The sequence below is a fragment of the Asanoa ishikariensis genome (assembly GCF_900107455.1).
Lineage (GTDB): Bacteria > Actinomycetota > Actinomycetes > Mycobacteriales > Micromonosporaceae > Asanoa > Asanoa ishikariensis.
In genome coordinates, this window is the sequence record NZ_FNQB01000001.1 from 1,665,890 (window position 1) to 1,689,058 (window position 23,169).

Here is a 23,169-nt window from a genome sequence, read left to right on the forward strand (position 1 = left end):
CAACGGGGGTCGTGCCGGACATTTCCTAGGTGTGACCACGAGGACGGAGATCATGATGAGGGTGGAAGACAGCGACCGGATCGACGAACTGGTCAGGAACGCGATGCCCGCCGCACGTCCGAGCGAGGACGGGGAGATCAACGGGCTGCTGCGCCGGCTGGCCGTCGACGTCATCGGGAAGCAGCCGGCGGGTGCGGCCGGCACCGTCGTGTGGTGGCGACGGCAACTGTGTCGGCCTGCCGCTCGGCGGAATCCGGTGAGCGGGGCCGCCGAGACTCAGTTCACCCGGCTGATGACCGAGCACGGTCGAGCGGTGCTGGGATACCTGACCCGGCGCACCGAGCCCGTGCAGGACGCGGCGGATCTCATGGCCGAGGTCTTCGTCGTCGCTTGGCGCCGCCTCGACGCCGTACCCGCCGAACCGCTCCAGGCGCGGGCCTGGCTGCTGGGCACCGCCCGTGGCGTCCTGGCGAACCATCGGCGCCGCGCCGTGCGCCGCAGCCAGCTCGCCGACCGGCTGCGGCAGTATCTGCGGGAGCAACCCCTCGACGCCGACGCACCACCAGCGAGCGGACCGGCCACCGAGCCGGTCATCGACCGGGAGCCGAGCGTCCGGCTCCAGCACCGCTGACCCGGCCCAAGCGAAGTCCTCCGGTCAAGCGCTCTAGCTGACGACAACCCACTGTGAGTTCGCCCCGAGCGGACCCTTGGCCTGGCCACCCGACTCGAAGCGCGCGTGGTGGTAGTCGAGCCGCTCATTGCGCTCGGTCTGCGGAATCCGCTGCCAAGCGCCTTGGCTCGCGGTCCACCAACTGCCGTCGGTCTTGGCGAAGGTGTTGATCGTCGAGGACATCGGCGTGACAAGGCCTTGCTGCCACCGCGCCAGCATCGCGTCGTGCGTCATTTCCGTCAATAGGCTCACATCGGTACGAACGGGCACAACGTTTCCAGCAGGCACAGTGGCATTCCCTTTACGGAGAGACGAGTCTTCTCGAACCATGCTCGCCCGGGGACGAATCGGCAACCTTTTGCGAGGACCCGATATGTTTCTCCTCCGTCGTCGAAGGTGCCCGGCCCACACCTTTCCGGTCGCGGCCGCGTGGTCGCCCGGCGAATCTCGCCGAACGATCACGCCGTCGGCGTACCGCAGCCGATCATGGCTCGGGGTCAACCGTAGACCCGACCTGGTCTCCCGGCTCGCCACAGCCACGAAAGATCCGAACGGCCGTCCTGGCGGTGTTGAATGGGCGTTGTGGATAGGGGTGGCTTCGTCGAGGATGTCGAGCCGTTCCGGCGTGAGCTTATCGCCCACTGCTATCGCATGCTTGGCTCGATCCAGGACGCGGAGGATGTGGTCCAGGAGACGTACCTGCGGGCGTGGCGATCTTATGGTGGGTTTGAGGGTCGGTCCTCGATTCGTACCTGGCTCTACCAGATCGCGACCAACCGTTGTCTGACCGAGCTGGCCAAGCAGAGCCGCCGAGTGCTCCCCTCTGGAATCGCTGAACCGGAGCCGGATCCCGATGCGGTCCTGCAGGTCGGCGGTACTGACGTGAACTGGCTGCGGCCGGCGCCAGATGCGAAGGTTCTGCCAGAGTCGGCTGATCCCGGGACGATCGTCGCGGCGCGTGCGGCAGTGCGGTTGGCGCTAATCGCCAGCCTGCAATACCTCCCGCCGAGGCAGCGGGCGGTGCTGATCCTGCGGGACGTGCTGGCGTTTCCGGCCACGGACGTCGCGGTCATGCTCGGCACCACGACAGCGTCGGTCAAGAGTGCGCTGCAACGCGCCCGGGGGCGGCTGGAAGAGCTTGCGCTGACCGATGGCCAGATCACGGAGCCTGCCGCGCCCGACGCCCGCGAGCTTCTCGATCGGTACATCGCGGCTTTCGAGAACGCCGACGCCGCAGCGCTGGAGCGACTCCTGCTAGCGGACGCCACCTTGGAGGCGACACCGCTGCGCACCTGGTTCGCCGGCCGAAGTGTCTGCATTCCTTTCCTGCAGCGCCACTTGCTGGGTTCGCCTGGTGACTGGCGCATGCTGCCTACCAGCGCCAACGGGCAGCCCGCCGCAGCGGCGTACACGCGTGACCGGCACGGGAACTACCAGGCGTATGGAATCTGCGTGCTGACCCTCAGGGGTGCGGGCATCCACCGCATCTCCTCCTTCGGCGATCCGAGCCTGTTGGCCACGTTCGGGTTCGCGCCGCATCTGCCGCAGGCACAGCGCGCTTAGCGCAACAGCAGTTTCGGCAAGACGAGCCGGTGAGCGATTCCTTTGCCGCCCTCGCCGGGTCTTCCTGGGTGTAGGTAGCCAGCCTTGTCACCAACCGAAGGAAGCAAAGCCGACATGAGCATCTCCTCCACCATGCGCGCCCTGCAGCAGACGTCCCTCAACGGCCCCCAGGACCTTCGTCTGATCCACGACGTTGCGGTACCGGTTCCGGGCGTCGGTGAGGTCCTGATCCGGGTAACCGCGGCAGGCGTCAACTTCGTCGACATCCAGCAGGCAACGGGCACATTCGCAGGCGGCCCGCAGCCGCCGTACCTGGCGGGCATCGAGGCCGCCGGCGAGATCATGTCCGTCGGCGAAGGGGTGGCCGACCTGGAGCCGGGCACTCATGTCATCGGCGTCGATACCACCGGCGGCGCCTTCGCCGAGTACATGCTGCTGTCCGCGGCTTCGGTGATCCGCGTGCCCGCTGGCTGGACCGACGAGCAGGCACTCGGCCTGGTTGTGAGCTGGCCGACCGCGCTGGCCGCCCTCAAGCCACTGGGTCACATCGCCGCAGGGCAGACCGTCCTGATCCACGCCGCAGCGGGAGCGACGGGTCAGGCCGCGCTGACGTTGGCCAAGCACTACGGCGCGACCGTGATCGCCGCCGCCTCGCCGGAGAAGCACGACTTGGTACTGAGCCTGGGCGCCGACCACGTCATCAACTCCCGCGGCACCGATCTCGCCGGCGAAATCATGCGGCTGACCGGCGACACAGGCGTCGACCTTGTCCTGGAGTCGGTCGGCGGCCCCACCCTGGACGCCAGCCTGGCCTCGACCAAACGGGTCACCGGCCGAGTCGTTGTCTACGGCCTGGCCGGAGGGGAAGCAACGATCACCAATTGTGACCTGGTCTACAAACACCAGATTCACCTCATCGGCCTCAACATCGGGACCTTGATCCAGGCCGCACCGTCGACCTTCGGCGAGGTGATGGGCGAACTGTTCGGCCTCCTAGCGGCCGGAGTGATCGGCCCCGGCCAGCCCACCTGCTACCCGCTCGCCGAAGGCCCGAAAGCATTGATGGAGCTGGGAGCGCGGACCACCGTCGGCAGACTGGCGCTGCTGCCATAACAGGCTTAGCCGGCAGCGTCCGCCTCTGTCGATGAGGGTGTGTTCGCGAGGTGGAACAGGTCACGTGCCGCTCGGCCACTGTCTTTGATCAAGACCGGTAGGTACTGGGCAATCTCTTCGGGCTGCCGGCCAACGATGTGTTGGTTCCAGCGGACGATGAGCTGCTGTAACTGCTCCGGGACTTCGCGGCCCTTGAGCAGGGTCACCCACAGGCGCGACATCTGGTCCGAGAGCTGGTCGAACGCTGACCGCAACCAGCGGTTCGCGCTCGCGATGGCCAGGAGCTGGAAAACCCGCCTCGACAGCTCGGAGAAGCGCAGGACCGCCTCCAACGGATACGCACCGTCGGTATCGGGCAGGGACCAATCACTCAGCAGCCGGGCAAGCTCTTGTGCCTCGACGTCGGAAAGGCGCTCCAAGCCCAGACGGACAAGCCCGGGGCCGATGAGATCCCACGCCTCGACCAGCTCCGCCACGTCCTGAGCGTCGAGGGGGCTCACAACGTAACCGGCCCGGGGCAGCGTGATGACCAGTCCCTCGCGGTCCAGACGGGCGAGCGCCCGACGAATCGGCGTTAGCCCGAACGGAGTCGAGCGGGCTAGTCCCCGCTCAGTGAGCGACGACCCCGGTGGGAGCTCACAGGCCACGATGCGGGTACGCAGGTCGGCGTAGGCCTGCTGCGTCAGCGAAGCCTCCCCCGTCGCACCCTGGTCGGTCACAAGACGGAACCCTAGCCCGCCCAACATTTCCGATCCCGCGTGATATCGCCCACTCTGCGCGAAGCCGAGTTGACCGCCCTGGCCACGACAGACATGCTCAAACTGAAATTTCAGCCAGGTCAGAAGGCAGGCTGCCGGTCTCAGAGATCCTCGGGGAGCGGTCGAGTCGAGGGGGTCTGCGCAGGATGAAGGCATTCGTGCTCGCGTTCGGGACGCGTGGCGACGTGCAGCCGTTCGTTGCCCTGGGACGCGCGCTGTCCGACGCCGGCCACGAGGTGCTGGTGGCCGGGCCGGCATGTTACGAGCCGCTCGCCGCTGCCGAAGACGTTCCGTTCGCGCCCATCAACGACCGGTGGAACCGGCTCACCGACGAGCCCCATATCCAAGAGGCACTCGCGACGAACTACCGCGGGCTGAAGGCGAAACGGACAGCCATCGAGGTCGTGCGCCGGACCCGGCAGTACATCGCCGCCGCGCTCGACGACATCACGGCAGCCGTCCCCGCCCAAACCGATGTCGTCGTGCACCACACTCTGCTTCCCGGCCAGCACCTCGCCGAGGCCCTCGGCGTCCCCGCGGTCCCGGTGGCACTGCAGCCGAACTGGGTTCCGACCAGCGCTTTTCCGTGCCCGATGTTCGCCCCGTCGTGGTTGCCCAGATCTTTCAACCGGCTGAGCTACCGACCGGCCGCGCTCGCACCTGCGATGCTCCTGGGAGCGGTAGGGAAGCACTGGCGCGCACGACTCGGGCTGAGGACCAGGCGCGGATCCGGTGACCCGTTCCGCCGCCCCGACGGAGGCAGGGCATTCGTACTCCAGGCGTTCAGTCGCCACGTCCTGCCGCAGCCGGCCGACTGGCCCGGGTACGCGCCTGTTACGGGATATTGGACCCGCGCCGGCCAGGACCAGTGTCCGTCGCCCGCCCTAGCCATGTTCCTCGACAGCGGCACACCGCCTGTCTACGTCGGCTTCGGCAGCATGCGAGGCCAGAACCCCGATGCCATCGGCGAGATGGTCCAACAGATGGTCCACGCAACCGGACTGCGAGCCGTTGTCGCAACCGGCGCTGGCGGGATCGCAATGGCAGGCGCGAGCACCGACTCCGTCCATGTCGTCGATGAAGCTCCGCACGACTGGCTCTTCCCCCGCACCGCAGCGATCATCCACCACGGTGGAGCAGGAACGACAGCCGCCGCCCTACTCGCCGGACGCCCACAGGTGATCTGCCCCTTCACCGGTGACCAGCCGTTCTGGTCCGAGCGAATGCGATCCATCGGGGTCGCCCCGGACCCCATTCCACAGCGGCACATCACCGCCGAACGCCTCATCAACGCAGTCGAAGCGACGAGATCCGACACCACGATGCCGCGTACGGCGGCCGAAATGGGAGAGCTGGTGCGCTCCGAAGGCGGAACACATCGGGCAGTGGAGCTCCTGCTCGAGGTCTCGGCTGATCCTGCGCGAACGTCGTGAGGCAGGGATCGTGCGATGTCGTACGTCCATGGTGGGATCCTTGCCATGGGCGTGCTGCATGACTACTTCCGGGCAAAGGATGACGCCTCGGCTATCGGTCTGATGGAGGACCTCGATGGCGGGCCTGTCGCCGTCAGCGGCGGCGGGACTGTCGATGCGATTGACCTCAAGGGCATCGAGCCAGCAGTGACCCTCGGCAAGCTCGTGAGTTTCGTTCGAGGCGTCGACTGGGAGGTGAACCTGGTCGATCTCAGGCTGCTTTGGAGCGGTGACGAGCAAGAAGGGCGCGCGCGAGACGCGGGCGAAGACCTGTACTGCTGGTGCTGCCTCTGATTAACCCAAGTCATGGTGGTGTGGGCGAAGGAGCAGGTGAGTTGTTGTGGATAACCCAGACGAGGGTGCGGCCGCCATATCGCGGGTTTACGTCGACATGGTTGGGGACCTGTTCCACGCGGGCCACGTTTCGCTCCTGCGGGAGGCGCGCCGTCATGGTGACTGGCTGGTCGTCGGCGTGCTGGCCGACGACACCGCGGCCTCCTACAAGCGTCGTCCCATCATGACTCTTGCGGAGCGGGTCGCCGTGATCGAGTCGTGCAGGTACGTCGACGAGGTGGTCGAGGACGCCCCGTTCCAGGTGACCGAAGAGTTTCTGGCCGAGCACGGGATCACCACTGTGGTGCACGGCGACGACCTGTCGCCCGAGGGGGCTGAGTTCGTGTATGGGCCCGCTGTAAGAGCCGGCAAACTCACGTACGTTCGGCGCACGGGAGGAATCTCAACCACCCAGTTGATCCAGCGGGTGCTCGACCGGTGACGGCTGTTCGAGCCTCTGCCCGCGCGATCATCCTCGACGAGGCCGATCAGATCCTGTTATGCCGCTTCCTCTTCCCCCATCCGGCGGTCCCGAACGGAGCACCGGCCGTCTGGGCTGCTCCTGGTGGCGGCATAGAACCAGGTGAGGACGTGCTGTCGGCACTGCGCCGTGAGCTGCGCGAGGAAACGGGCTTGGTGACCACCGCCGATCCGCCGCACGTCTGGCACCAGGTCCTTGCCGCAGATCATGCGCCGTCCGGCTTGGACGGCATGGTCAACGACTACTTCCTCATCCGCGCCACCCACTTCAAGCCCCACGGCGAGTTCACCGACGACCAACTCGCCGTTGACGAGCACCTCGCCGGCTTTCGCTGGTGGGGACTTTCTGAGATCGCCAACTACCGAGGGCCCGACTTGTTCTCGCCTCGCGACCTCGCCACACCACTGACCGACTTGCTCACGTCCGGGATACCCTCCCACCCGATCACACTCGGCTTATGAAGATCCCCAGTGGCCCGCTGGCATAGGCGTAATCACTGACGGATATCGGCGCGCGTCCACGTCGTGGTTAACATCGCCGATCGGTGGATTATCAAGCGACACATGTGCATGTCACTCTTTCCCTGGCTTCGCCAATCGGCGGGGCATTCAACGGGGGAGTTCCACATGAGTATCAAGAACAGATGTTGGTCTGTGCTCGCGATCCTTCTCGCGCTGTTGCCGGCAGCGGTCGCCGTCCCATCCACCGCCTCCGCGACACCGTCCGCGACCAGTGCCCCGGCGCGGGCCACGTTCGCCGACTGCGGCGTTCTCCTCACCTTCGGCAAGATCGTGGAGTGCCCGTCCGTCGAGGCCGGCGAGACGCACGTTTACGCGGTCACCACGACCAGACGCGACGACACCCTCGTCGTGACGAGTGCCTATGTCAGCGGTGAATACGTCAGCGGCGAGATCACGAACAGCACCGGCCACCGGGCCTGTTCCTTCTCGTCCGGCGGCACCACGAAATGCCAACTTGGCGCCGCCGGCACGTACACGATCACGATTTCCTCGAGGTGGGGTCCGGGCGCCTATACGCTCGCGGTCGACTCGTTCAAGACGCCGTCGTCCTGCACTGCGCTCAACAACGCGTTCTTTTCCTTCGGGTCGGCGGGCCTGTCCGCGACGCTCCCCAAGGGATCCCCGGGCCACTGTTACCGGTTCAACCAACCCGTCGGCAGCGTGCTGCAACTGACGCGGCCGCTGGGCTCCGTGGCGGGCACGATCGTCGACGGGGCGTTCGCGCCGATCTGCCAGCTCGACAACGGGGCGGCGCAGTGCATGCTGGGCACGCCCGGTCCGTATCGCCTGTTCATGACCGAATACAGCGGCAACGAGGCGACGTACCGACTGCGGATGCCGCGCCTGACCGCACCCACCGGTTGCACCCTGCTGCGCCTGAGCGGGTTCGGCGACCCGGGCGCCAACACCAACACAGTCAAGGTCGACGGCGACGACTTCACGTGCCACAACGTCCGCGCGAATGCGGCGGGCACGGCGCTGTTCCGGATCCACAACGGACAGCACCTCAACTGGGCCCTCTACGACCAGGCCGCCCAGCGCGTCTGCGACGAGTACGAGCACTCGCGCGGGTGCGTGCTTCCCGCCGCGGGCGACTACACGCTGCTGATGTTGAACACGTTCCCGGAACTGGTCACCTACCAGGTGGCCGCCACCAACCTCGCCCGCAACGCCGGTTGCGCGCCCGCGACGGGCACCACGTGGACCGAGCCGACCATCTCGGTGACCCAGCCCTCGCTGGTCGGCACCCACTGCCAGCTGTTCCGCGGGCAGGACGGCGACCGGATCCTGCTGTTCGGGGCGCCGACTGTCTACAACGAGCTGTTCAAGTGGATCGTCGACGGCACCGGCACGCGGCTGTGCGTGGATCATGACGAGCAGGCCGGGTGCCTACTGCCGGCCACCGGCACCTACCGGGTCATCTCGTATCTCGGCAACACGAGCACGGAAAACCCTGAGGCACCGTACGAGCTGCAGGTGCGCCGACTCAACGACCCGGTCGGCTGCCCGACGGTGAGGCCAGGCGCTTACGGTGCGGCCCCGGCGCTGGCCGGCGTCCGCTGCCGGATCCTCGATGTGCCGACCGCCGGCGCCTATCTGGTCCGGGCAAGGTCCGCGGAAAACTACGACAGCTTCCCCAGCATCCACGACGCCGAGTTCAGGTCAGTGGGGTGCGGCCTCCTCACCTGCCCGTTCCCCGCAGCCGGCCGCTACACGATGATCCTGTCAGCGACTCCGGACTCGATCGTGCAGAACGATTTCGCGTACGCGACGACGTTCCTGCCGGCCGCACCGCCGTCGTGCCCGACCGCTCCGGGGAACGGTGAGCCGATGGCGGGGGAGTTCCGAGCCGTCGGGCAGGTGGACTGTCTCGCGCTGACCGCGCCCGCCGGTGCGAAGGTGGCCAGCGTGCGCCCGGCGGGTGCGACGGGCGCAGGCCGGCCATACGTCGCGCTCGTCGACTCGACCGGCGCCTTCCACTGCGATTCCAACTATCTCGACCAGTTCTCGTGCGAGCTGCGGGGCGCGGGCCCGTTCTTCGCACTGATCGACAACCTCGAAGTCGGCGCGGCGACCGGCGGCTACCAGTTGGGCCTGCCCACGGTCTCGCCACCGCCGTCGTGCGCCCTTCTACCGAAGGACACAACGGGCGCGACGGCCACCAGCGGCGCCAACCGGTTCGGGTTCTGCTTCACGATCCCGGCGGACGCGCACGCGGCCCGCGAGGACCTCCGCTATCAGCGGACGTCGGGTGGCGGCAGCGGGTCGCTCTCGGTCTTCAGCGCGGACGGCATCCGCTATTGCTCGAGCCCCGCGCCATCGGCTGACTTCACCCTGCCCTGCACGCTGCCGGAGGGCCCGTTGACGGTCCTGCTGGAAACCGCCGCACAGACGGCAACCTGGCAGATCACCCGCCTCGACCCTCCAACGACATAACCGATCACTCGCGGTCCGGGGCGGCACCCGACCGGGCACCCGCCCCGGACCGATAGTCGTACTGCCCGTCAGGTTTCGCGTTTTTCCCAGCTCACATGCAATGGGCGGAGCCGGCGGGCGTCGAACCCGCGGTCGCGGGTTAATGATCCATCGACCGACGGCCCCGATGCCGGCTGGCGAGGCAGACCCAACGCGGGCGTTGGGCCTGCCTCGCGCCCACGCGGACCGCGCCCACCAAACCGTGGGTCTCCGGGGGTCGCCCCCGGAATAGGAATGACAAATCCCCACCCGGACCCTGGCCGCGCAGCGGACAGAGTCTGGGCAGGGATTTGTGGACCAAACGTGGCGGAATCTGATCCGCATTCGTGGGGTGTAGCGCGATCATGGCGCAGCTTCGAACTGTCGGTGCTGGCTGCCCGCAACTGGACACGCGCGTGGCGGCGCTGATCGTCATCGGGGAATTGAGCGCCCTCGGCGTCCCGCCATGAGTTTCGTGAGTCGGGAGGGGCGTGAGTGCGTAGTGTGACGCAGGGTGGCTGAGCTGCGGTTTCACGCGGCCAGCCCGCGTTCGCATTCACGGGGGGAAACCACATGCGAGCAATGTTCATACGGCGGCGACAGCTTGCCGTTTTGGTTGTCGGGGCGTTGATCGCCCTGCCGACTGTGTTGGGCACGCCATCGATGGCTGCGCCGACCAGTGGCGGTAGCCACGGTGGTGGGGGTGGCCATGACGGAGGCGGTGGCCACGACCGAGACGGCCAGGCCGAAGCCTGGGGATCCAACGCCGAGGGCCAGCTCGGCATCGGGACGGTCGGGGCAGCGGAGTTTCGACCGACTGCGGTGACGGTGGCGGGCCCGCACACGGTGCGCTCGGTCTCCGCGGGTGGCGATCACGGCCTCGCACTGCTGTCCAACGGCACGGTGAAAGCGTGGGGATCCAACGAGTTTGGACAGCTCGGTGACGGCACCGAGACCTCGCGGCCGGTCCCTGGCAGCGTGGCGGGCTTGGGCAAGGTCACGGCCGTCGCCGCCGGCGGCCACTTCAGCCTTGCCCTCCTTCAGGACGGCACGCTCCGCGCGTGGGGTGGGAACTTCTCTGGTGAACTGGGCGACGGCACCACATCGCACCGGAGCCTTCCGGTCCAGGTGGAGGGCCTGCCCGGGCGCGTGACCGCGATCGCCGCCGGGGAAGGTACTGCCCTGGCGTTGCTGGCCAACGGCAGCGTCATGGCCTGGGGCAGCAACACTCGTGGTCAGCTCGGCCAGGGCCAGGCCGACAACCAGCCGCACCCCGTTCCGGTTGCGGTGTCCCTGCCGAAGCGGGCGACGAGCATCGGCTCGGGCCTGCTCCACAGCTTGGCGGTGCTGTCCGACGGCTCGGTCCGCGGTTGGGGTGCGAACTTCACCGGGCAGCTCGGGATCGGCAACTCCGTCAGCCCGCAGCCCAGCCCGGTCGCCGCCGTGGGCCTCACCGGCGTACGGGTCAAGTCCGTGGATGGCGGGTTCGGCCACACTCTGGCCCTGCTGACCAACGGCGGGGTCAAAGCCTGGGGCAGCAACGCGACCGGTCAACTCGGCGACGGCACGAACACGGTGCGACTCGTCCCGGTCGACGTGCTCGGCGTGGCCGGTGCGACAGCCATCGCGGCCGGGTACGACGGCAACAGCGCCGACGGACACAGCCTCGCGATCGCCCGCGGCGACGTGCTGGCGTGGGGCGCGAACCAGAGGGGTCAACTCGGGATCGGGGGAACCGAGTCGATCAACCGGGCTGAGGCGGTAACCACCGGCCTCCACCCGACCCGCTCGATCTCGGGCGGCTCCCAGTTCAGCTTGGCATCCTGACGAAACCGAAGAGGGCCTCGACCGGATCAGGCGGGGCCCTCTTTCGCAGGCCACGCGTCCGGCGAACCGTGCTGCGGTCGCCGAGCGAGTCGTTGACGCACCACGGCGACAGATCCAGCGTGCGTTGGATCCAGGATGGCTGGCTCGCCTCCGCCACCCGGAGAGGTTCGCGGCGCAGGAGTGGGCGCGGTCAGCCGGCGTTCGAATTCACGAGGGGAACCAGATGCGAGCAATGTTCGTGCGGCGGCGACAGCTCGCCGTCGTGGTTGTCGGGGCGTTGATCACCCTGTCCAGTGTGCTCGGCGCGCCATCCTTGGCAGCGCCGAGCAGCAGCGGCGGCAGCCAGGCTGAAGCCTGGGGAACCAACGCCGCGGGCCAGCTTGGCATCGGGACGGTCGGGGAAACGGCGACGTGGCCGACGGCCGTGACGGTGGCGGGTCCGCATACCGTGCGTTCGGTCTCGGCCGGTTTCAGCCACGGCCTCGCGCTGCTGTCCAACGGCACGGTCAAAGCGTGGGGATCCAACGAGTTCGGACAGCTCGGTGACGGCACCGAAACCTCGCGTCCGATCCCCGGCACCGTGGCAGGACTGAGCGAAGTCAAAGCAGTCGCCGCCGGCGGCAATCTCAGCGTCGCGCTCCTGCACGACGGGACGCTCCGAACGTGGGGCTTCAACTTCTCCGGGCAGTTGGGCGACGGGACCACATCGAACCGGAGCCTTCCGGTACGGGTGGAAGGGCTGCCCGGCCGCGTGACCGCGATCGCCGCCGGACAGAATTTCGTTCTGGCCCTGCTGGCCAATGGCACCGTCATGGCCTGGGGCGACAATTTCGATGGACAGCTCGGCCAGGGCCAAGCCGACAGCCAGCCGCACCCTGTCCCGCTCGCGGTGCGCCTGCCGCAGCGGGTGACGAGCATCGGCGCGGGCTCGTTCCACAGCTTGGCGGTGTTGGCCGACGGCTCTGTCAGCGGTTGGGGTTTGAACGTTTCGGGTCAGTTGGGAATCGGCGACAGGGTCAGCCCGCAGCCCAGCCCGGTCGCCGTGCTCGGCCTGAGCGGCGTACGCGTCAAGTCCGTATCTGGCGGATTTGGCCACACCCTGGCCCTGCTGACCAACGGCCGGGTCAAGGCGTGGGGCAGCAACGCGGCTGGCCAGCTTGGCGACGGCACGAACACGCGGCAGTTGACCCCGGTGGACGTGCTCGGTCTGACCGGGGTGACAGCCGTCTCCGCGGGTGAAGACGGCTCCGCCAGCAACGGACACAGCCTCGCGATCACCCGTGGCAGCGTGATGGCGTGGGGCGAGAACAACAGGGGTCAACTCGGCATCGGGGGATCCGGGTCGGTCAACCGGGCTCAGGCGGTGACCACCGGCCTCCAACCGACCCGCTCGATCTCCGCCGGCCTCGCGTTCAGCTTGGCCTCCTGACGACTGACGACACCAAAGAGGGCCTCGACCGGATCGTCGAGGCCCTCTTTCGTATGTGGCAGAACCCGAAGCCATTTCAGCAGGCAGGTCTCGCCTAACCTCGACGGCCAGATGAACATCTGGTGCTCAGGTTGACGAGAACGTCGTCGGGGGGCTGAGATCAGGCTGTGGTGATATCAGTTGCGGATGATGTAATGAAGCTGTTGGCGGATCCGCTCCGCGCGCACATCGTGCGACTGCTCGCCGAGGGCCCGGCTTGCACGTGTCATCTGGTGGCTGACACCGGCGCGACGCAGTCGAACGTGTCGAACCATCTTCGGGCGTTGCGGCATGCGGGTGTGGTGGCCGCGGAGCCGTGGGGGCGGTTCACGTACTACCGGCTTCAGGCCGACGTGATCGAGGCCGCCGCGGAGCAGTTGGGTGCGTTGGCGGCGCGGGCGCGGGCGACTGTGGACGCGCGGCGGGAGTGCTGATGGCGTTGTGGCGCCGGGCGGTCGCCGAGCTGGTCGGCACCGCTGCGCTCGTGATCGTGGTGGTGGGCTCAGGGATCATGGCGGCGACCCTGTCACCCGATATCGGCATCGAGTTGCTCGCCAACTCGATCGCGACGGCGTTCGGGCTGGCCGTGATCATCTTGACCGTGGGGCCGGTGTCCGGAGCTCATCTGAACCCGCTGGTCTCACTCGCCGACTGGTGGCTGGGACGGCGCAACGGATCGGGCTTGACTGCTTCGGACGTCGGCGGCTACGCGTTGGCTCAGGTGGCCGGTGCCATCGTGGGTGCGGTGGTCGCGAACGTGATGTTCGACCTGTCGCCGGTCTCGTGGTCGCAGACCGCGCGCGACGAGCCCCACCTGTGGGTCGGCGAGGTGGTCGCTACGGCGGGCCTGATCCTGCTGATCTTCTCGCTGGCGCGCTCAGGTCGAGCGGCCGTGGCGGCGCCGGCGGTGGGTGCCTATATCGGCGCCGCGTACTGGTTCACCTCGTCGACGAGCTTCGCGAACCCGGCTGTGGCGGTCGGGCGGGCGTTCACCGACACGTTCGCCGGGATCGCTCCCGCCTCGTTGCCGGGGTTCGTGGTGGCTGAGCTGGTGGGGTTGGTCGTCGGCGTCGGGTTGCTGGCGCTGTTGTATCCGCGGCCTGGTCAGGGTGCGGAGCAGGTGGTGCTTCCGCGTGAGGAGGAACCGGCGCCGGCCGGTCGAGGGAACGGATGAACGCGATGACCGATAGCAAGCCGAGCGTGTTGTTCGTGTGCGTGCACAACGCCGGCAGGTCGCAGATGGCCGCCGGGTGGCTGCGGCATCTCGCCGGCGACCAGGTGCTGGTGCGGTCGGCGGGTTCGGCGCCGACTGAGCAGATCAACCCGGTCGCTGTCGAGGCGATGCGGGAGGTCGGCATCGACATCACCGGCAACATCCCGACCCTGTTGGACCACGACACCGCGTACGCGTCCGACGTGATCGTGACGATGGGCTGCGGTGACGCCTGCCCGGTCTTCCCCGGGAAGCGTTACGAGGACTGGAAGCTGGACGATCCGGCGGGGCAGGGCATCGAGTCGGTACGCCCGATCCGCGACGAGATCCGCACCCGGGTGGCGCAACTGGTCGACGAGCTCGCACCAGGCCGATGACCCGGCTCGTCATCGTCGGTGGCAGCGACGCCGGGATCAGCGCCGGGCCTGGGTTGACATCACCAAGATAGCTCAGTAATCATTGAGTCAATGAATGCTGAGCAGATGGATGTTGCTGCGCGGGCCCGGGTGCATGCCGCGCTCGGTGACCCGGCCCGCCTCGCGATCGTCGACACGCTGGTCCTCGGCGACGCCTCACCCGGTGAGCTCGCCGAGGCCCTCGACATGCCGACCAACCTGGTCGCCCACCACCTCAAGGTGCTGCGAGACGCGCACCTCGTCGGCCGGTCCCGGTCAGAGGGCGACCGGCGCCGCACCTACCTGCGGCTCGTGCCGGAAACCCTCGCCGCGATCGCGACCCCGTCCGTGCCGACCGCGCGACGGGTGGTCTTCGTGTGCACCCACAACTCCGCCCGCTCCCAACTCGCGGCAGCGCTGTGGGCCACGGCCAGCGCCGTCCCGACCGCCTCTGCCGGCACCGAGCCGGCCGAGCGGGTGCACCCGCGGGCCGTCTCGGTCGCCCGGCGTCACGGGTTGAGAATCGATCCCCGCCAGACCGCGCACGTCTCCGATGTCGTCCAGGACGGCGACCTCGTGGTCTCGGTCTGCGACAACGCCCACGAACACCTGACGCCAGCAGGCGGGCCACGGCTGCACTGGTCGGTTCCCGACCCCGCGCCGGCCGACACGGACGCGGCGTTCGAGTCAGCCTTCACCGAAATCGCCGACCGCGTCGCGCGGCTGGCACCCATCGTTCCGGGAGACGACCGATGACCGACACGAGCATCTGTCTCCGCGCCAGCATCCCGGTCGACCAACGGCTTGCCCTGCGCACTGCGACCGTCCGCCTCGCCGACGACTTCGCCGGCGTCTACGGCGCCGAGACCATCGAACGGTTCCTGCACTCCAGCTACGACCAGTTCGCCAGCGCCAGCGCCAGCACCGTGCCGCACTTCCTGCCACTGCTCGCCGAGCGGTTCGCCCGGCAGCGCCTGACCGCCCTGGCCCGGGTTGAAGGCCTGCGCACCGACGGCCGGCCCGTCGTGCTGTTCCTGTGCGTCCACAATGCCGGGCGCAGCCAGATGGCGCTGGGCGTCTTCCAGCACCTCGCCGGCGACCAGGCCGTGGCGTGGTCGGGCGGCTCGGAGCCGGGGTTCGCCGTCAACCCGGCCGCTATCGCCGCCATGGGCGAGCGTGGCATCGACATCTCGGGCGAATACCCCAAGCCGTGGACCGACGAAGTCGTCCGCGCCGCCGATGTCGTGGTCAGCATGGGCTGCGGCGACGCCTGCCCGATCTTCCCCGGCAAGCGCTACGAGGACTGGGTCCTCGACGACCCGGCCGGCCTGACCGTCGAGGACGTTCGCCCGGTCCGGGACGAGATCGAACGCCGCGTACGAGCGCTCCTCGCCGAGCTGAACGTGCCCGCTCAGCGATAAGCGCAAGCCGCAGTCACGGCTGCAGCGGGCAAAGGCAACGAGCGTCGCGCGAATCGAGAATGCGAGCGACAGGCTGTTGGCGACTCAACAGCGCCGCAGCCAACTCTCATTGGTGCCGAGGCAGCCACCGACCGACATAGGCACGAAGTGCAAGGAGGTCAGCGCCACCGCGGTAGCCGATGTACCCGTCAGGTCGCACCAGGATGGCAGTTGGTCCGCCGACCCGAAGCCGAACGAGTGCGGTGGTTGCGGTCGGGTGGTCGAGCCGGTGGACGCGGAGGCGACTGGCCCTGGCGAGTTCGGCGTCGACCGGCCAACCACTGCCGCATAGGAGCAGGTGCCATCCCGGGCCAGCGGTGAGCTCGTGCAGCGTGCGGGCCGCGCCGTCTGCTGCGAGTGGCGCGTCGGGAAGGCGGTCTCCGGCGCCAACCCGGCGGGAGGATCCCGCTGGCCCCGTCGCCGACAGCGGGCTGCGGGGGTAGCCGATGTTCAACTGGGAGACCGTTCGGAAGATGGCGCCTCGCCCGCCGGCGATCTTCGCTGCGACCGGAAGCAGCGTCGGCGCGACGCGGGCGCGCGCGATCCGGACGACGGGGTTGGTCGAGGTCGCGATGGTGAACGCCCGGTCCGACATCCGCAGAACGGTTCGCCCGATGGGGGCGCGTTCTGCCGCGTATGTGTCCAGGATGGACTCTGGAGAGTCCCCAGTGAGGGTGTGGGCGAGCTTCCAGGCAAGGTTCACGGCGTCCTGGATGCCGGTGTTCATGCCCTGCGCTCCGGCCGGCGAGTGGATGTGGGCGGCGTCGCCGGCGAGAAAGATCCGTGCGGCCCGGTATCGAGCGGCGGCGCGGTGGTGGAGGCGGAAGTTCGTCATCCAGACGGGATCCCGAAGGCGGACGACGCCGTTGGTGTAGCGGTCCGCCAATATCTGGACGTCCGCCAGCGTCACCGAGGCGCCGGGATCGCTGAGCGGTCGCATCGCGAGCACCCGCCAGGCCGCCGGTGAGACGAGAGGGAAGAAGAACAGCATCCCGTCGGGAGAGACGAAGACGTGGGCTGTGCCGGGGTCGAGGCCGTCGGCGTCGGTGTCGGCCAGGACGAACGTCTGCGGGTACGAGCTTCCCTCGAACGCGATGCCCGCCAACTCACGGACTGTGCTGCGGCCACCGTCGCAGCCGACGACGTACGGCGCCTGGACATGCTCAACGGGGCCGTCGTGGTGCCGCAACGTTGCCTTCACGGATGCCGCGTCCTGGCTGAGCTCGGTCAGCTCGACCCCGCGTTCGACCTCGACGCCCCGGGCGTGGAGGTGGTCGGTGAGGATCTGCTCCGTGTGGGCCTGGGACAGGAACTCGTGACTCACGTGCCCGGTCCTGGTTGCGGTCGACGATGCGCGGTCGGGCGCCGTGGGCGACCAGTTGGGCGGCCATCGCCAGCCCGGTGGGTCCGCCACCGACCACCAGGACGTCCGGCGGTGCCGTCACCCGCTCATCGTAAAGACGGTTCGCGGCCGGTCACACCGGCTGGACGGCCGCCGCCTCGTCGAACGCGAGCAGCGCGGCGAGCTGGCGCATGATGCCTGGCCGAGCGCGGTAGTAGACCCACGTACCGCGGCGTTCGCCGTCGATGAGGCCCGCCTCGCGCAGCGTCTTGAGATGGTGCGAGATCGTCGGCCCGGACAGCTCGAACGCCGGCGTCAGGTCACACACGCACGCCTCGCCGCCGTCGGCCGAGGCGATCATCGACATCAACTGAAGCCGGACCGGATCGCCGAGTGCTTTGAAGGCGGGCGCGAGGACGGCGGCCGTCTCGGCCGGTATCCGGCTCACAGCCAGGGGTGGGCAGCACGGCGTGTCCGCGTTGAGGTCGATCACCGGCAGCGCCGCTTGCTTAGACATGCCTCTAGGTTGACAGATATCGAATCAGCGTGCAAGTCTCTGTTTAGAGACCCATCTACTTCGAGAGTATTCAAGACAGCCTGGTGAAGGAGTGAAAGCCGGGCCCACATCGCCGCGGTCATCGGACCGCGCTGAGACCACCGACCCAAACACCGAGAAGGAGACCGATCATGACCGAGACCAAGAGCGCCGGCGGATTCACTGGCAACCCTGCCGCCGCACTGTCCGTGGCTGGCACCGGCGGTTGCTGCGGCAACCCGCCCCAGGCGAACCTGTCCCTGCCGGAGCCCGACGGAGCGGCCACTAACTGCTGCGGCAGCGCAACCGAAGCGAAGGCGGAGAACGCGTGTTGCGGCAGTGCGGCCAGGGCTGACGCGGTCGCGAGTGGATCAGGTTGCTGCGGATGACCGCGCTCGACCAACTCCTGGCCGAGGTGTCAGGCGAACGGATGGGCGCCACGGTCGCGACCCTGGCCGGTGACGCCTTCGCCGGCCGGCGGGTCGGCACCCTGGGCGGTGCCGCCGCCCGCGCCTGGCTGAGCCGCCACCTGCAGGGCATCGGCGCGACCGTGGCGACCGAGACCTTCTCGGTGCGGGCGGTCCCCGAGATCTACGCCGTGCCGACGGCCGAATGGAACGACGGCCCGTTGGCCTTCGGCCGCGACTTCACGCTCCATCTCGCCTCGGCCGACACCGGTCAGTCGAGGCGAGGCTCCCTGGGCGTGGCCGGCGCCGACGACCCGGCCGGACGATGGCTGCTGGTGCCGGCCGCGATGACCCTTTCCGAGGCCTACCTGCACGCCGACGGCGCGCTCGGGCTGTTGGTCGGTAGGGCCGTCGACGGGGACGGCTGGCACTTCACGATGCTGGCCGGTCCGAACCCTGGTCCGCTTCCGTTGCTCAGTGTCGCCACCGGGTTGTGGGAGCGGCTGTTCGACGCGGCCGGTGAGAGCTTCTCGGCGAACACGCCGATCCGCAGGATCGACGTGACCGGCACGAACATCCACGGCCGCCTGCGCACGGCCGCACCGGGTGGTGCGGACCTGTTGTTGACCGCGCATTACGACGGCGTGGGCGATTACCCGGGTCTACGTCAGAGTGCGGCGGCCGACAACGGCAGCGGCGTAGCCGTGGTCTGCGAGGCAGCGCGAATTATTGCCGCCGGGCTCCCGGCAGAGGTCGGGCTCTCGGTCGCGCTCGTCGACGGCGAGGAGACCGGCGCCCTCGGCTCGGCGCATCACGCGGCGCAGCTCAGCACGAGGAACGACCGACCGCTGGTGATCAACGTCGACGGCGCCGGCTGCCTGCACGAGGCCGCCGCCATCGAGGCGGGCGGCCCGGCACACGGCATCCTCGCCGTGCTCGACCAGGCCGCGAGGCACACCGGGCTGCCGCTGACCGCCGGGCCGGTCGCCTCCGACAACCGCCGCTATGCCGCCGCCGGGCTGGCCGCAATCGGCATCGGCGCGGGCATGGCCGGCTATCACAGCCCGGCCGACACTGCGGACCGCGTGGAACCCGCGACGATGGTCGCGATCTGCCGGCTCGTCGTCGCTACCGGGTGGCTGGCCGGGGCGGATGCGACTAAACTTTCATCGTTGATCGGCGATAGACGATGAAGATGGTGGATCGTGGCCGAACTACTCGACCGGGCCGTCGCCACGGAGTACGCCTCGTGGTTCCGCGTCCTGGCGGATCCGACCCGGGTCCAGATCGTGGAGTACCTGGCGCGCCAAGCGCGCCCGATGCCGGTCGGCGAGATCGTCGAAGCGGTGGGGTTGGCCCAGTCGACGGTGTCGCAGCACCTCAAGGTGCTCACCGAGGTCGGGTTCGTGCGGGTCGAGCCGGTCGGCAACGCGCGTCACTACCGGATCAACCAGAACTGCGTGGACTGCTTCCCGTCGGCGGCCGACGTCGTCATGGGCCGGCCCGCCCCGATCCCGACGGGAGGCTGCGAATGCTGATCCGCTCGATGGACGTCGGCGACGCCGACGCGGTCCTGCGCATCTACCAGGCCGGCCTCGACACCGGTCACGCCAGCTTCGAGGTGACCGCGCCGACCTGGGCGACCTTCGACGCCGCACGGCTGCCCGAGCACCGGCACGTCGCCGTCGACGACGAGGGAACCGTGGTCGGCTGGATCGCGGTGTCCGCGGTCTCGAGCCGACCGGTCTACAAGGGAGTCGTCGAGCACTCCGTCTACGTCGAGCCCACCGCCGCGGGACGAGGTGTCGCACGCTCGCTGCTGTCCGCCCTCATCGCCTCGACCGAAGCCGCCGGCATCTGGACCATCCAGTCCGGGATCTTCCCCGAGAACGCCGCGAGTCTGGCCCTGCACCGCTCGGCCGGGTTCCGCACCATCGGCACCCGAGAGCGTGTCGGCCGCCACCACGGCCGGTGGCGCGACGTGATCCTGCTCGAACGCCGCAGCCCCGCCATCAGCTAGACCCCGCGATGCCAAGCCCAGCGCCGAACTCTGACCAGTTGATTCGATTAGTTTCAAGACAAGGAGACATCGTGAGTACGTCATTCGACGAGCTGCCCGTCGCCGTCATCGGCGGTGGACCGGTCGGACTGGCCGCCGCCGCGCACCTCGCCGAGCGCGAGATCCCGTTCGTCGTCCTGGAGGCCGGGGACGGTCCGGCCGCGATGGTTCGCCAGTGGGGCCACGTGCGGCTGTTCTCGCCGTGGCGGTACAACGTGGACGCCGCCGCCCGCCGGCTGCTCGCTGAAGCCGGCTGGGTCGAACCGGACCCGGACGTGCTGCCGATGGGTGCACAGCTCGCCGACGACTATCTGCGTCCGCTGGCGGACGTGCCCACGCTCAAGCCACACATCCGCTACGACTCCCGAGTGGTCGCCGTGACCCGGCTGGGCATGGACCGTGTCCGGACCGCCGACCGCGCCTCCACCCCGCTGCTGGTCCGCCTCGCGGACGGCGACGACCTGTTGGCGCGCGCCGTCATCGACGCGTCGGGCACCTGGGCCACCCCCAATGTCCTGGGCGCGTCCGGCATCCCCGCACACGGCGAAACCCAGGCGGCCGCGTACGTGGAGCACGCCCTGCCTGATGTGTTGGGTGCCGACCGTGACCGGTTCGCCGGCAAGCGGACCGTGGTCGTCGGCGCCGGTCACTCCGCCGCCAACACCCTGCTCGCGCTCGCGGAGCTGGCCGGTCAGGCGCCCGGCACCAGCGTGGTGTGGGCGATCCGGTCGACGAGCGCGGCCCGCACCTACGGAGGCGAGGCGGCCGACGCCCTGCCGGCCCGCGGCGCGCTCGGGTCGCGGCTGCGCTCCCATGTGGACGACGGCACCATCGAGCTCGTCACCGGCTTCGCCGTGCAGAGCGTGGAGGCGACCGCCGGCCGGGTGCGGGTGTCCGGAGGCGTTGGGACGATCACCGCGGACCGCATCGTGTCCGCCACCGGCTTCCGCCCCGACCACACGTTCGTCTCCGAGCTGCGACTCGACCTGGACCCGATCCTGGGCTCGACCCGGGCCCTCGCGCCGCTGATCGACCCCAACGAGCACTCCTGCGGCACCGTCCCGCCGCACGGCGCCGACGAGCTCGCTCACCCCGAGCCCGGCTTCTACGCCATCGGCGTCAAGAGCTACGGACGCGCGCCTACCTTCCTTCTGGCCACCGGGTACGAACAGGCCCGCTCCGTCGTCGCCGCACTGGCCGGTGACTGGGCCGCCGCCCGCGACGTCCAGCTCGACCTGCCCGAGACCGGCGTCTGCAACAGCGACCCCGTCCTGGACAGCGACACCATCACCAGCAGCGGAGGATGCTGCGGCACCACCGCTGCGGCAGAGGCCGAACCGGCCGGCCGGCGCCGCGCGCCGCTGACGCTCATCTCGGTAACCGAGACCGGCGGCTCAGACCAGGCCGGCGGCTGCTGCGACTGAACCGATGGCTACACCAACCCGCACGGCCGCCGACCCCACGGTCGGCGGCCCGGGGCTGGCCTTCCACGGCTGGCGGATCGTCGCCGTCTTCGCCATCACCCAGACCATCGGCTACGGCACCCTCTACTACGCCTTCGCCGTCCTGCTCCACCCGATAGCCGTCGACCTGCACGCGTCACCCGCAGCCGTCACCGGCGCCCTCACCACCGCGATCCTGGCCTGGGCCGCGGCTGCCGTACCCGTCGGACGATGGCTCGACCGCCACGGCGGCCGCGCCATCATGACCACCGGAGCGGCCGCCGGTGCCCTGCTGCTCGTCGCCTGGTCCCAGGTCCACAGCGTCACCCAGCTCTACCTCGTGTTCGCAGGCCTAGGTGTCGCGATGGCGATGGCCCTCTACGAGCCGGCGACCGCGGTCATCGTGTCCTGGTTCGACCCCGCGCGCCGGTCACGCGCCCTGCTAGCCATGATCGTCGTAGCCGGGTTCGCCAGCACGATATTCATGCCCCTGACCGGATACCTCGAAAGCCGTCACGGCTGGCGCACCACCCTGCTCATCCTCGCCGCCGTGTACGCGGCCACCGCCATCCCGCTGCACGCCACGGTCGTCCGCCGCCCACCCCACGCCCGTCCGAGCGCGCGACCCGCAGCCGACAAGGCCCGAGCAGACATCGTCCGAGCCGCCCGCCGCGATCCCCGATTCTGGTTCCTCGCCGTCGCGTTCATCGCACACAGCGCCGCGATGAGCACCATGACCGTCCACCTCGTCGGCTTCCTCACCGACGCCGGCCACCCCGCCACCTTCGCAGCCACCATCGCCGGCCTGCTCGGCGTCCTGTCCGTCACCGGCCGCCTGCTCCTGACCGGCGCCCAGCGCCGGATCTCGCTCACGGCCCTGGTCGCGGCCATCTTCACCATCCAGGCCGTCGCCGCGATCACCCTGCCGCTCCTGGCCGGCACCCGCCTGGGCGCAGCCGCCGGCGTGACCGCCTTCGGCATCGGTTTCGGCGTGGCCAGCCTCGCCGCACCCGCCCTGCTCGCCGACCGCTACGGCACCAGCGCGTACGCCACGATCGCCGGAACCCTCGCCGCCCCCGTAACCCTCGCGAAAGCGGCAGCGCCCCTCGGCGCCGCCGCCCTGCTCGCCGCAACCGGTGGCTACCCGCCCCTGCTGGCGGCCATCGGCGTCGCGTGCGTCATCGCCGCCGCCGGCATCCTTGCCCGCGCCCGAACGCCAGCCCCGCGTCGCTGATCCATCGACCGACGGCCCCGATGCCGGCACGCGAGTTAGACCCAACGCGGGCGTTGGGTCTGCCTCGCGCCCAGGCGGACCGCGCCCACCAAACCGTGGGGCGTCCGGGGGTCGCCCCTGGAACAGGAATGACAAATCCCCACCCAATCCCTGGCCGCGCGGCGGACAGGGTTTTGGGCAGGGATTTGTGGACCCAATGTGGCGGAATCCGAACCGCATTCCAGCAGCTCACGGCCAGTTCGTGACCGTCGCTCCCGTCCGGAGCCGGCGCTTTGTAGCCGATCGCGGCGCAAGTACGAACCCTCGGTCGCCCGCCAAGTCTGGGATGGGTTGCCGCAGGCGGTGATCTAGTGGTCGCGGCCGCGGCATGGCTCACTGGCTTGGTCTGTGACGGTGAGCCGCGACGCTTCATGTCGCTCCGC

The 23,169-nt window shown here is 69.1% G+C and carries 25 protein-coding genes and 1 pseudogene; 21 read left to right on the plus strand and 5 right to left on the minus strand.

Annotated elements, in window-relative coordinates; translation table 11 throughout:
* The first annotated feature begins 52 nt into the window (after window positions 1–52).
* Window positions 53–631 carry an RNA polymerase sigma factor gene (locus BLV39_RS44005; RefSeq protein ID WP_239083760.1) on the plus strand — a complete coding sequence of 193 codons (579 nt, stop codon included), beginning with the start codon at window positions 53–55 and terminating at the stop codon, window positions 629–631.
* A gap of 33 nt (window positions 632–664) precedes the next feature.
* Here BLV39_RS44005 and BLV39_RS07830 read toward each other — a convergent pair whose 3' ends face one another.
* Complete coding sequence (locus BLV39_RS07830) at window positions 665–904, minus strand: hypothetical protein (protein WP_090788829.1); 240 nt, start codon at window positions 902–904, stop codon at window positions 665–667.
* 339 nt (window positions 905–1,243) lie between these two features.
* On the opposite strand from BLV39_RS07830, the gene BLV39_RS07835 reads away from it, so the two are divergent.
* Window positions 1,244–2,233, plus strand: a complete 990-nt coding sequence (locus BLV39_RS07835; RefSeq protein ID WP_090788831.1) for an RNA polymerase subunit sigma-70 — start codon at window positions 1,244–1,246, stop codon at window positions 2,231–2,233.
* 114 nt (window positions 2,234–2,347) lie between these two features.
* Complete coding sequence (locus BLV39_RS07840; RefSeq protein WP_090788836.1) at window positions 2,348–3,346, plus strand: NADPH:quinone oxidoreductase family protein; 999 nt, start codon at window positions 2,348–2,350, stop codon at window positions 3,344–3,346.
* A 5-nt stretch (window positions 3,347–3,351) separates the two neighbouring features.
* Here BLV39_RS07840 and BLV39_RS07845 read toward each other — a convergent pair whose 3' ends face one another.
* Window positions 3,352–4,065, minus strand: a complete 714-nt coding sequence (locus tag BLV39_RS07845; RefSeq protein WP_176984800.1) for a GntR family transcriptional regulator — start codon at window positions 4,063–4,065, stop codon at window positions 3,352–3,354.
* 185 nt (window positions 4,066–4,250) lie between these two features.
* Here BLV39_RS07845 and BLV39_RS07850 point away from each other — a divergent pair, with 185 nt between their 5' ends.
* From BLV39_RS07850 to BLV39_RS44975, 12 genes are all read left to right on the plus strand, one after another.
* Complete coding sequence (locus tag BLV39_RS07850; protein ID WP_090788838.1) at window positions 4,251–5,537, plus strand: glycosyltransferase; 1,287 nt, start codon at window positions 4,251–4,253, stop codon at window positions 5,535–5,537.
* A 15-nt stretch (window positions 5,538–5,552) separates the two neighbouring features.
* Window positions 5,553–5,870, plus strand: coding sequence for a hypothetical protein (locus BLV39_RS07855; protein WP_090788840.1), 318 nt, complete (start codon window positions 5,553–5,555; stop codon window positions 5,868–5,870).
* A 46-nt stretch (window positions 5,871–5,916) separates the two neighbouring features.
* The gene (locus BLV39_RS07860) at window positions 5,917–6,351 is read left to right on the plus strand and encodes an adenylyltransferase/cytidyltransferase family protein (protein WP_090788842.1); all 435 of its coding nucleotides are present in this window, start codon (window positions 5,917–5,919) and stop codon (window positions 6,349–6,351) included.
* Window positions 6,348–6,851 carry an NUDIX hydrolase gene (locus BLV39_RS07865; RefSeq protein ID WP_090788844.1) on the plus strand — a complete coding sequence of 168 codons (504 nt, stop codon included), beginning with the start codon at window positions 6,348–6,350 and terminating at the stop codon, window positions 6,849–6,851. The genes BLV39_RS07860 and BLV39_RS07865 overlap by 4 nt, the downstream gene beginning before the upstream one ends.
* Window positions 6,852–7,043: 192 nt before the next feature.
* Window positions 7,044–9,347: a hypothetical protein gene (locus tag BLV39_RS07870; protein WP_090788846.1), complete on the plus strand. Its 2,304-nt coding sequence runs from the start codon at window positions 7,044–7,046 to the stop codon at window positions 9,345–9,347.
* A 681-nt stretch (window positions 9,348–10,028) separates the two neighbouring features.
* Entirely contained in the window at window positions 10,029–11,192 is a 1,164-nt protein-coding gene (locus BLV39_RS07875; RefSeq protein WP_176984801.1) for an RCC1-like domain-containing protein, read from the plus strand.
* A gap of 232 nt (window positions 11,193–11,424) precedes the next feature.
* Window positions 11,425–12,621 (plus strand): RCC1 domain-containing protein, encoded by a 1,197-nt coding sequence (locus BLV39_RS07880; protein WP_176984802.1) that lies wholly within the window; start codon window positions 11,425–11,427, stop codon window positions 12,619–12,621.
* Window positions 12,622–12,815: 194 nt separating this feature from the next.
* Window positions 12,816–13,094 (plus strand): ArsR/SmtB family transcription factor, encoded by a 279-nt coding sequence (locus BLV39_RS07885; protein WP_204082808.1) that lies wholly within the window; start codon window positions 12,816–12,818, stop codon window positions 13,092–13,094.
* Window positions 13,094–13,834, plus strand: coding sequence for an aquaporin (locus BLV39_RS07890; protein ID WP_090791255.1), 741 nt, complete (start codon window positions 13,094–13,096; stop codon window positions 13,832–13,834). The genes BLV39_RS07885 and BLV39_RS07890 overlap by 1 nt, the downstream gene beginning before the upstream one ends.
* A 5-nt stretch (window positions 13,835–13,839) precedes the next feature.
* The gene (locus BLV39_RS07895) at window positions 13,840–14,250 is read left to right on the plus strand and encodes an arsenate reductase ArsC (RefSeq protein ID WP_090791253.1); all 411 of its coding nucleotides are present in this window, start codon (window positions 13,840–13,842) and stop codon (window positions 14,248–14,250) included.
* A gap of 105 nt (window positions 14,251–14,355) precedes the next feature.
* The gene (locus BLV39_RS07900) at window positions 14,356–15,024 is read left to right on the plus strand and encodes a metalloregulator ArsR/SmtB family transcription factor (RefSeq protein ID WP_239083761.1); all 669 of its coding nucleotides are present in this window, start codon (window positions 14,356–14,358) and stop codon (window positions 15,022–15,024) included.
* Complete coding sequence (locus BLV39_RS44975; RefSeq protein ID WP_090788857.1) at window positions 15,021–15,689, plus strand: arsenate reductase ArsC; 669 nt, start codon at window positions 15,021–15,023, stop codon at window positions 15,687–15,689. The genes BLV39_RS07900 and BLV39_RS44975 overlap by 4 nt, the downstream gene beginning before the upstream one ends.
* 106 nt (window positions 15,690–15,795) lie before the next feature.
* Here BLV39_RS44975 and BLV39_RS07910 read toward each other — a convergent pair whose 3' ends face one another.
* From BLV39_RS07910 to BLV39_RS07915, 3 genes and pseudogenes are all read right to left on the minus strand, one after another.
* Complete coding sequence (locus BLV39_RS07910) at window positions 15,796–17,052, minus strand: FAD-dependent monooxygenase (RefSeq protein WP_204082809.1); 1,257 nt, start codon at window positions 17,050–17,052, stop codon at window positions 15,796–15,798.
* A gap of 19 nt (window positions 17,053–17,071) precedes the next feature.
* Window positions 17,072–17,173, minus strand: a pseudogene (locus BLV39_RS45080) (FAD-dependent monooxygenase); the annotation flags it as partial.
* Between the two features lie 30 nt (window positions 17,174–17,203).
* Window positions 17,204–17,587 carry an ArsR/SmtB family transcription factor gene (locus BLV39_RS07915; protein ID WP_090788859.1) on the minus strand — a complete coding sequence of 128 codons (384 nt, stop codon included), beginning with the start codon at window positions 17,585–17,587 and terminating at the stop codon, window positions 17,204–17,206.
* Between the two features lie 170 nt (window positions 17,588–17,757).
* On the opposite strand from BLV39_RS07915, the gene BLV39_RS07920 reads away from it, so the two are divergent.
* From BLV39_RS07920 to BLV39_RS07945, 6 genes are all read left to right on the plus strand, one after another.
* A complete protein-coding gene (locus BLV39_RS07920) occupies window positions 17,758–17,994 on the plus strand; it encodes a hypothetical protein (protein WP_090788861.1) in 237 nt (78 codons plus the stop codon).
* Window positions 17,991–19,205: a M28 family peptidase gene (locus BLV39_RS07925; RefSeq protein WP_176984803.1), complete on the plus strand. Its 1,215-nt coding sequence runs from the start codon at window positions 17,991–17,993 to the stop codon at window positions 19,203–19,205. The genes BLV39_RS07920 and BLV39_RS07925 overlap by 4 nt, the downstream gene beginning before the upstream one ends.
* A gap of 9 nt (window positions 19,206–19,214) precedes the next feature.
* Window positions 19,215–19,550, plus strand: a complete 336-nt coding sequence (locus BLV39_RS07930; RefSeq protein WP_176984900.1) for an ArsR/SmtB family transcription factor — start codon at window positions 19,215–19,217, stop codon at window positions 19,548–19,550.
* A complete protein-coding gene (locus tag BLV39_RS07935) occupies window positions 19,544–20,032 on the plus strand; it encodes a GNAT family N-acetyltransferase (protein WP_143049674.1) in 489 nt (162 codons plus the stop codon). Before BLV39_RS07930 ends, BLV39_RS07935 begins: the two co-directional genes overlap by 7 nt.
* Before the next feature lie 68 nt (window positions 20,033–20,100).
* Complete coding sequence (locus BLV39_RS07940; RefSeq protein ID WP_373315371.1) at window positions 20,101–21,495, plus strand: FAD-dependent oxidoreductase; 1,395 nt, start codon at window positions 20,101–20,103, stop codon at window positions 21,493–21,495.
* A 4-nt stretch (window positions 21,496–21,499) separates the two neighbouring features.
* Window positions 21,500–22,747: an MFS transporter gene (locus BLV39_RS07945; protein ID WP_090788867.1), complete on the plus strand. Its 1,248-nt coding sequence runs from the start codon at window positions 21,500–21,502 to the stop codon at window positions 22,745–22,747.
* The last annotated feature ends 422 nt before the right edge of the window (window positions 22,748–23,169 follow it).

What these genes read in the sequence shown, in the direction of transcription:
- BLV39_RS44005 (WP_239083760.1), top strand. Translation starts at nt 53, where the DNA reads ATGATGAGGGTGGAAGACAGCGACCGGATCGACGAACTGGTCAGGAAC.
- BLV39_RS07830 (WP_090788829.1), bottom strand. Translation starts at nt 904, where the DNA reads ATGACGCACGACGCGATGCTGGCGCGGTGGCAGCAAGGCCTTGTCACG.
- BLV39_RS07835 (WP_090788831.1), top strand. Translation starts at nt 1,244, where the DNA reads ATGGGCGTTGTGGATAGGGGTGGCTTCGTCGAGGATGTCGAGCCGTTC.
- BLV39_RS07840 (WP_090788836.1), top strand. Translation starts at nt 2,348, where the DNA reads ATGAGCATCTCCTCCACCATGCGCGCCCTGCAGCAGACGTCCCTCAAC.
- BLV39_RS07850 (WP_090788838.1), top strand. Translation starts at nt 4,251, where the DNA reads ATGAAGGCATTCGTGCTCGCGTTCGGGACGCGTGGCGACGTGCAGCCG.
- BLV39_RS07855 (WP_090788840.1), top strand. Translation starts at nt 5,553, where the DNA reads ATGTCGTACGTCCATGGTGGGATCCTTGCCATGGGCGTGCTGCATGAC.
- BLV39_RS07875 (WP_176984801.1), top strand. Translation starts at nt 10,029, where the DNA reads ATGGCTGCGCCGACCAGTGGCGGTAGCCACGGTGGTGGGGGTGGCCAT.
- BLV39_RS07880 (WP_176984802.1), top strand. Translation starts at nt 11,425, where the DNA reads ATGTTCGTGCGGCGGCGACAGCTCGCCGTCGTGGTTGTCGGGGCGTTG.
- BLV39_RS07885 (WP_204082808.1), top strand. Translation starts at nt 12,816, where the DNA reads ATGAAGCTGTTGGCGGATCCGCTCCGCGCGCACATCGTGCGACTGCTC.
- BLV39_RS07890 (WP_090791255.1), top strand. Translation starts at nt 13,094, where the DNA reads ATGGCGTTGTGGCGCCGGGCGGTCGCCGAGCTGGTCGGCACCGCTGCG.
- BLV39_RS07895 (WP_090791253.1), top strand. Translation starts at nt 13,840, where the DNA reads ATGACCGATAGCAAGCCGAGCGTGTTGTTCGTGTGCGTGCACAACGCC.
- BLV39_RS07900 (WP_239083761.1), top strand. Translation starts at nt 14,356, where the DNA reads ATGGATGTTGCTGCGCGGGCCCGGGTGCATGCCGCGCTCGGTGACCCG.
- BLV39_RS44975 (WP_090788857.1), top strand. Translation starts at nt 15,021, where the DNA reads ATGACCGACACGAGCATCTGTCTCCGCGCCAGCATCCCGGTCGACCAA.
- BLV39_RS07915 (WP_090788859.1), bottom strand. Translation starts at nt 17,587, where the DNA reads ATGTCTAAGCAAGCGGCGCTGCCGGTGATCGACCTCAACGCGGACACG.
- BLV39_RS07920 (WP_090788861.1), top strand. Translation starts at nt 17,758, where the DNA reads ATGACCGAGACCAAGAGCGCCGGCGGATTCACTGGCAACCCTGCCGCC.
- BLV39_RS07925 (WP_176984803.1), top strand. Translation starts at nt 17,991, where the DNA reads ATGACCGCGCTCGACCAACTCCTGGCCGAGGTGTCAGGCGAACGGATG.
- BLV39_RS07935 (WP_143049674.1), top strand. Translation starts at nt 19,544, where the DNA reads ATGCTGATCCGCTCGATGGACGTCGGCGACGCCGACGCGGTCCTGCGC.
- BLV39_RS07945 (WP_090788867.1), top strand. Translation starts at nt 21,500, where the DNA reads ATGGCTACACCAACCCGCACGGCCGCCGACCCCACGGTCGGCGGCCCG.